Here is a 7232-nt window from a genome sequence, read left to right as displayed (position 1 = left end):
TTTGAAGGTGCGGTGAATATGGCACGCGATATGTATAATGCCATTTACTCCCCTTTGATGAAACTCGCTCAATCTGATATCCGTGCAGGGCAAAATCTGCCAAGTACCAATGGTAATGGCAACGGTAAAGCAACCAAAGAGCTATCTGAGCAAGTCGTTTCTTTAGTTCAACAGCAGGTTAAGGAAGCCACTTCACAGGTTCAACCACAAGTTAAGGAAGTTGCACCACAGGTTCAACCACAAGCTAAGGAAGTTGCGCCACAGGTTCAACCACAAGCTAAGGAAGCCACTTCACAGGTTCAACCACAAGTTAAGGAAGTTGCGCCAAAGGTTCAAGTGCAAGCTAAGGAAGTTGCGCCACAGGTTCAAGTGCAAGCTAAGGAAATTGCGTCATACATTCAAGAACGAGCTGCGGAAGTCACAAAATTAATTCAAGAACGTTGTTTGTGGCAGTTTCACTCTCGTGCATGGGATCGGGAAGAAAACATCAATGGTGTTCTCAATATGACCGCCCGAATCTTGACTGGAGAAAAGGTAGTTCTGGAAACTTTGACCGACAGAGGTTTTTATGCAGATGCGAAGATCCTTGCGGCTGACCTAGAAATTAGGTTTGCATGGTTAAGTAGCATGGAGAACTCGCAAAAGAAGGCTGTACTGGAAGCTGTTAAGGGAATGCTGGTCGATATTGTAATAACCAAGTCGAAGAATGGTGAATTACATTATTCGCTTTATTAAAGCAATTGGATCGGTAATTCAACCAAACTAGGACTTACGCAAAGGTAAGGAAAACAAACCACAGAGGACGCAGAGACCACGGGGGAAGAGAGTTTGAGAGAGTTTTTGCGTAAGTCCTACAAACGAACGGCGTTGTTGAATTGGAGCATGAATTAGAGTCAAGTCATCCTGTTAGTGTTTGTGCAGAAATTTTCTTACAGAGTAGAGACTTGCAGAGTAGAGAGCGATGTCTACGACAAGCTAACGCTAACGCTGCTACGGGCTACACCAAAAGCATTCCCAAGAAGCGTAGTGTCTGACTACAGAAGCATCTCATCTAGCTTTCAAGATTTTCACGAAATTCAATTCTACTTTTTTCTGTAATCGATGCTATGAGTAGCTTGCTTTTTGGTTGGATGCAGCGTTAGCTTGCCACAGACACCGCTCTACTTTCTTAAGCTCGAAAAGACACTTCATCTCTTCGTTCAGCAACGCCAAACAAAATCACGCAATTTTTTACCACATAGGAGTCAAGAGAATGTCTTTAGTCGTAAAACAGAAAGAACGTAAGGGAATCATCAATCCTATATTTACCTGTCAGCCTGCTGGGGCTGAATACGCTTCCATCGGAATCAAAGATTGTATTCCCCTGGTGCATGGAGGACAAGGATGTAGTATGTTCGTTCGTCTTCTGTTTGCCCAGCATTTGAAGGAAAATTTCGACATTGCTTCTTCTTCACTCCATGAAAATAGCGCTGTCCTCGGAGGACAGCCACGCATTGAGGAAGGCGTAAAAACCTTAGTAGCACGATATCCCGATTTACGGATTATCCCAATTATTACGACTTGTTCAACTGAGACAATTGGGGACGATATCGAAGGAACCATTAACAAGCTCAACGGCTTTTTAAAGGAAGCTTATCCCGATCGCAAGGTTATTCTTGTTCCTGTACATACCCCCAGTTACAAAGGCTCTCAAGTCACTGGCTATAATGTCGGTGTACACGCAATTATTTCTAGCCTAGCAAAAAAAGGCGAGCCAACTGGCAAGTTGAACATCATTACTGGGTGGCTTAACCCTGGAGATGTCACTGAAGTTAAACGCATCTTAAAAGAGATGGACGTTCCAGGAAACATTTTACTGGATACAGAAACCTTTGATGCGCCCACCATGCCCGATAAGACAAGTTTTGCCTTTGGCAATACAACCATCGAAGACATCGCTGATTCTGCCAATGCGTTGGGAACTATTGCCTTATGTAAATATGAAGGCGGCAGTTCAGCCGAATTCTTACAAGAGAAGTTCAAAGTTCCGGCAATTCTTGGCCCAACACCAATTGGTATCAAAAATACCGACATCTGGCTGCAAAATATCAGCAAAATGACTGGTAAACCAATACCAGAATCTTTAGTCAGAGAACGGGGTAAAGCTATTGATGCGATCGCAGACCTCGCCCACATGTTCTTCGCCAACAAGAAGGTTGCTATTTACGGAGATCCCGATTTAGTAATTGGTCTAGCAGAGTTCTGCTTAGAAGTTGAGTTAGAGCCAGTGCTGATGTTGTTGGGAGACGACAACAAAGCCTGCACCAAAGACCCAAGAATTGCCGAGTTGGAGAAGCAAGCAGCTTGTGATATCGAAGTTATCTGGAATGCAGACCTCTGGGAATTAGAGCGCCGCATTACAGATAAATCCCTCGAAATTGACTTGATTCTAGGTCATTCCAAGGGTCGGTATATTTCTATCGACAACAAAATTCCGATGGTTCGGGTAGGATTTCCTAGCTTTGACCGTGCAGGTCTGTGGAAATATCCTGTGATTGGCTACAAAGGAGCAGAATGGCTAGCAGATAACATCGCCAACGCCATGTTTGCAGATATGGAGAACAAGCACGATCGCGAGTGGATCTTAAACGTCTGGTAGATTGAATTTTCAACGCATAGGCGCTTCGCCTTCCCGCAGGGTAGGAACGCAGAGTAAAACGCAGAGGAGCGCAGAGTTTGAGTGCTGGAGCCTCTATTCAAAACTTTGCGTTCCTTTGCGCCAACCTCAGCGCGACGGCAGTCGCTACAACGGGGAGCCACTGCGGTGGACGGGTTCCCCGGCATAAAGCAAGTGGCGTGGGAACCCCCGCAACGCGCTGCCTCCCCTCTGCGTTTAAAAAAGATGAAATATTTGGAGAACTATCATGATAGATCAGAATGTCGTATTTTACGGAAACTTGAGCGAACTTTATCGCTTGGCAAAAGAAGGTAAGATTAAGACCACTTTACAAGGTAGTCATACCCGCCCCTGTAAATTTTGGACTGCAACGAAGATTTTAAGTGGGATTAAAAATGCGATCGTCATTTCTCACGGGCCGAGTGGCTGTGCTTATGGAGTAAAGCGAGCATACAAGCTGACTAATAGCCGCAATAGTGGTTCACCTTATGAACCCGTGGTAACTACGAACATGAGTGAGAAAGCGGTAATTTTTGGAGGGGAAAAAGAATTAAAAGGCGCGATTCGAGAAGTAAATGAAAAATACCATCCTGATGCGATCGTTGTTGCTACTAGTTGTGCGTCTGGTATTATTGGCGACTGTGTTGATGACGTAGTGAATAAAGCCCGCAGCGAAATCGATGCTGAGATCATGACGATACATTGTGAAGGATTCGCCGGGGAGTATCGCAGTGGATTTGATATCGTATTTCGGCAAATCGTAGACTTTATGGAGCCGCCAACTCCAGAGCGGAAAGCACAACTAGCTGATTCTGTCAATATTGTGGGCGCAAAGATGGGCCCTGAAAGGACGGAAGTTGAAACCGATGTCAAAGAACTGGTGCGGTTGATAGAAGCAATGGGGGCAAGAGTTCACAGCGTCATCGCAGGTGATTGTACATTAGAAGAACTCAAGCAAGCACCGAGTGCAGCAGTCAACTGTACCTTATGTTTGGATCTTGGCTATACCATCGGCAAAGCCATGTCAGACAAGTTTGGTACGCCGTTAAATTCTACTATCCTTCCATACGGAATCAGCGCTACAGAAAAATGGCTCGAAGGGGCGGCAAAATATTTAGGGATGGAAGAACAGGCGGCTGCCCTAATGGAAAAGGAATATGCCGCAATCAAGACTGAATTTGAAGCAGCTAAGAGTTATATAGAAGGGAAGTTAGCGATTATCGAAGGACATGATGCTATCAAGTGCTTATCCCTTGCTCACATGTTGGATCGTGATTTTGGGATGCGTGTAGTAATCTATAACTTCCATCCCTGGAGTACAGAAGCACGAGAAACCAGTGTAGACTACCTATTGGAAACAGGGTTAGACCCGGAAATCCTGATTACGAAAGGGACACTGGCCTTTGGTAAGTACGAGTCCATGAAACAAACGGAAGATGAATTACTGGATTTCATTGGTGGTCTTGATGCAGAATCGGTAGTTTATTTTGGTTCTTCCTTGAGTTTCCCCCATATTCCCGTAGTCGATTTAAATGCTATCTTAAATCGTCCTAGATTTGGCTATCGCGGAGCCTTAAAGGTCGCAAGGTGTATTAAAACAGCACTTCAATATGGCTTTAGACCTCGGAGTGCTTTAACCAAGCAAATGGTATTCCCTAAAAATTCCGGGTTAGCATCTACTCAATCACTAAGCGGAAAATTAGCTCAAGACATGCCTGACTGTACCGTATATGCAGAGAAGAAGCGGGGAAAATGTTTTAACGAGTAATAAATAAAATGTGACTTTGCCGAATCAAAGTATGGATTTGTCGGGCTACGCCCCGCTTCTCTACGAGACGCTCCGCGTAGCTTGCTTCTCCGAAGGAGTACGCTAACACGCAGAAAATTGTAGGTTGGGTAGAACGTAGACGCTGGAGGCGGCTGGCCACAGGGTAGTGAAACCCAACAAACTCTCAGAAATACTGGGTTTTGTTCCTCAAACGCCACATGCTTCAAGTCGGCAGAGCCGCCCAACGCAGTGGCTCCCCAACCTACGTAGACTATTGCAGGTTGGTGTAATGAGTAAAATTTTTACCATAGTCAAGCCTTAGAGAAACAGGAGGAAAAATGTCTGCTGAAACGACTTTTGACAATTGTAACCATAGTAAAGACCCAGTAGTTGGCTGTGCCCTTGAAGGTATTGCAACTACAGTTGCTGGTATTAAAGATGTTAGTATTGTGATTCAGTCTCCACAGGGTTGCGCGTCCACTGTCGCAGCTGGGTATGATGCTCATGAGGTTGATTTCACCAAGCGGAAAGTAGGTTGTACTCGTCTTTTTGAGTCAGACATTGTGATGGGAGCGTCTGATAAGCTCAAAGGGATGATTAAAGAGGCGGATCAATCTTTTGATTCTAAGGTGATGTTTGTCGTTGGGACTTGCGCGGCAGACATTATTGGTGAAGATATTGTGGGATTGTGCAACCAGCTTCAACCAGATATCAAAGCCAAACTCGTTCCCTTAATGGCTGGTGGATTTCGGGGCAATGCTTACGATGGCTTGGAGATGGGTTTGGAGGCTTTACTTCCTTTTATCAAAAAAAGGCAGACCAAAAGAAGGGGCAGGAAGCCAAGGATTGTAAATATCATTGCACCACAGGCAAATTTGAATCCTACTTGGTGGGCTGATTTGGAATGGGTAAAGCAGACGTTAAAATCTTTAAGGATTAAAGTACAGACAGTCTTCTCTCATAATACCTCCTTTGAAGAACTAGAGCAAGCTGGTGAGGCAACCGCCAATATTGTTCTCAGTCATGATGTTGGCTATAAGTTTGCTCGGAAAATGCAACAGACCCATGACATCCCTTTGATCCTTGATGATATACCTTTACCAATAGGTGTAAACAACACTACTCGGTGGTTGAAGGCATTGGCGACACATTTCAAGATAGATGAAAAAGTAGAGCCAATGATCAAACAAGGCGAAGAAATGGTTGTAGATACACTTCGCAAACGAGCATTGATGATTATTCCCCGATATCGTAACTGTAGAATTGCCATTTCTGCGGATGGGACGCTTGGCATTGGACTGGTCAGAATGCTCTTTGAAGAATTGGAGATGATTCCAGAAGTCTTATTATTTCGCTCGGCGATGCCTGATTCTCGTTCAATTTTGGAGCGAGAATTGCACAGCCTCGGTCTTACTTCCCGCGTAATATTTTCGGCAGATGGCTATCAGGTAAAACAGACTTTAGAAGAGTTTGATGTTGATGCTGTCATTGGCTCGGCATGGGAAAAATACATGGCAGAGGAACTAGGAATCAAAATTGCTTTTGATGTATTTAGCCCCACTAACAGAGAAACTTATGTTGACAAGCCATATTTTGGCTATGAAGGCATGATCAATATAATGGAGGTGATTGCTAACGATTGGGATAGAGCTTTTCGTTCCAAAGAGATTCATTGGACATAGAAAGGTATTGTGTCAAGAATGTTTTCATATCTTGATGCAGAGTTATCAAGAAGTATTGTGCTACACGTCTTTGTAACGGCGATCGCTACAACGAGGAGTAACTGCCGTTACAAAGCGTTAGCGATTCATCTCCCTTTAGGAGACGCTTGCTAGGTGGCAAAGCATTTGAATTTAACTGCACTAATATCTCCACCGTAACAGAATTCACTTGGAGTCAATTGCATTGATTCGTGTATTAGGAGAGCTATAGATGTTTTTTCGCCAATTATTCGACCGCGAATCTTGTACTTATACTTACCTAATTGCTGACCTCAATACACAAGAAGCAGTTCTGGTCGATCCAGTTTTGGAGCAATTTGAACGTGACTACCATCTTCTTCAGGATCTGGGCTTCATACTCCGGTATTGTCTGGAAACCCATATCCACGCAGACCACATCACAGGAACTTCAAAACAGCCCAATTGTGCCGTGTTTTTGTTTCTGGGTTTACCCAAATACTACCTAAAGGGACTTCAAATCCAACGCAAACTGGTGCCTCAACCCAAACTTGGGTGGGCAAAAAGATGTTGTCTACAGGTGTAGGTGGATTGAGTACCCAATCCCTCAATATGTCTGGGCGGTTGCCAGTCATTGCTAGGGGAAAGCAATAAATCCCACCATCACGATCAATTTGTGCCCGGTTAGCCCAAGAAGATGCTTTACAATCAGCAATGTATAAAAATGAAGTATGTCCAATAATCTCAACTAAACGTTGCCATGTTGGGAAATAGATTGGATCATCAGCACCATTACCAGTCAGAGTAGCGCTCACTAGTGGCATCCCAACTGGGTCAAGGGTCGAGAGCATTTGACGATACTGTAATAAGTCTGGTCGATGGTCTTTGCTATGACCTTTGTGTAGCAATGATGGGGATTTCACAGGCTCAATTTGTTCAGCATCTACTTGGGGTTGATGATATACGCTTAAACTTGTGGTGTCGCAACGTGCTACATCTGTGGGTAAGTCATAGGCTTTGACTAAGTGCTGTCCTAACCCTGTTTTGTCACTCTAGGCAGAGGAAAAGTACAAATCAGGGTGATTCATGAAAATAAAAATTGAACTGGTGAGGTTATAAATAATAGATT

The 7232-nt window shown here is 44.2% G+C and carries 6 protein-coding genes and 1 pseudogene; 6 read left to right on the top strand and 1 reads right to left on the bottom strand.

Annotated features, from left to right (window positions below):
* From vnfG to V7L31_RS29520, 6 genes and pseudogenes are all read left to right on the top strand, one after another.
* The coding region (vnfG, locus tag V7L31_RS29545; protein ID WP_334699521.1) for a V-containing nitrogenase subunit delta at positions 1-735 on the top strand (735 nt) is incomplete at its 5' end.
* Positions 736-1252: 517 nt separating this feature from the next.
* Positions 1253-2638 carry a V-containing nitrogenase subunit beta gene (gene vnfK, locus V7L31_RS29540; protein WP_094332911.1) on the top strand — a complete coding sequence of 462 codons (1386 nt, stop codon included), beginning with the start codon at positions 1253-1255 and terminating at the stop codon, positions 2636-2638.
* Positions 2639-2903: 265 nt separating this feature from the next.
* Positions 2904-4424 carry a nitrogenase component 1 gene (locus V7L31_RS29535; protein WP_334699520.1) on the top strand — a complete coding sequence of 507 codons (1521 nt, stop codon included), beginning with the start codon at positions 2904-2906 and terminating at the stop codon, positions 4422-4424.
* 338 nt (positions 4425-4762) lie between these two features.
* Positions 4763-6106, top strand: coding sequence for a nitrogenase component 1 (locus V7L31_RS29530; RefSeq protein ID WP_334699519.1), 1344 nt, complete (start codon positions 4763-4765; stop codon positions 6104-6106).
* A gap of 9 nt (positions 6107-6115) precedes the next feature.
* Positions 6116-6259, top strand: coding sequence for a hypothetical protein (locus V7L31_RS29525; protein WP_334699518.1), 144 nt, complete (start codon positions 6116-6118; stop codon positions 6257-6259).
* 97 nt (positions 6260-6356) lie between these two features.
* Positions 6357-6560, top strand: a pseudogene (locus V7L31_RS29520) (MBL fold metallo-hydrolase); the annotation flags it as partial.
* Here the strand turns inward: V7L31_RS29520 and V7L31_RS29515 are convergent.
* A complete protein-coding gene (locus tag V7L31_RS29515) occupies positions 6544-7026 on the bottom strand; it encodes a hypothetical protein (RefSeq protein ID WP_334699522.1) in 483 nt (160 codons plus the stop codon). The pseudogene V7L31_RS29520 and the gene V7L31_RS29515 sit on opposite strands and share 17 nt — an antisense overlap.
* Between the last annotated feature and the right edge of the window lie 206 nt (positions 7027-7232).

The sequence above is a fragment of the Nostoc sp. genome (assembly GCF_036916655.1).
GTDB lineage: Bacteria > Cyanobacteriota > Cyanobacteriia > Cyanobacteriales > Nostocaceae > Nostoc.
The sequence above is the reverse complement of the archived record's forward strand: the minus strand, read 5'-3'. Positions and strand labels throughout refer to the sequence as shown.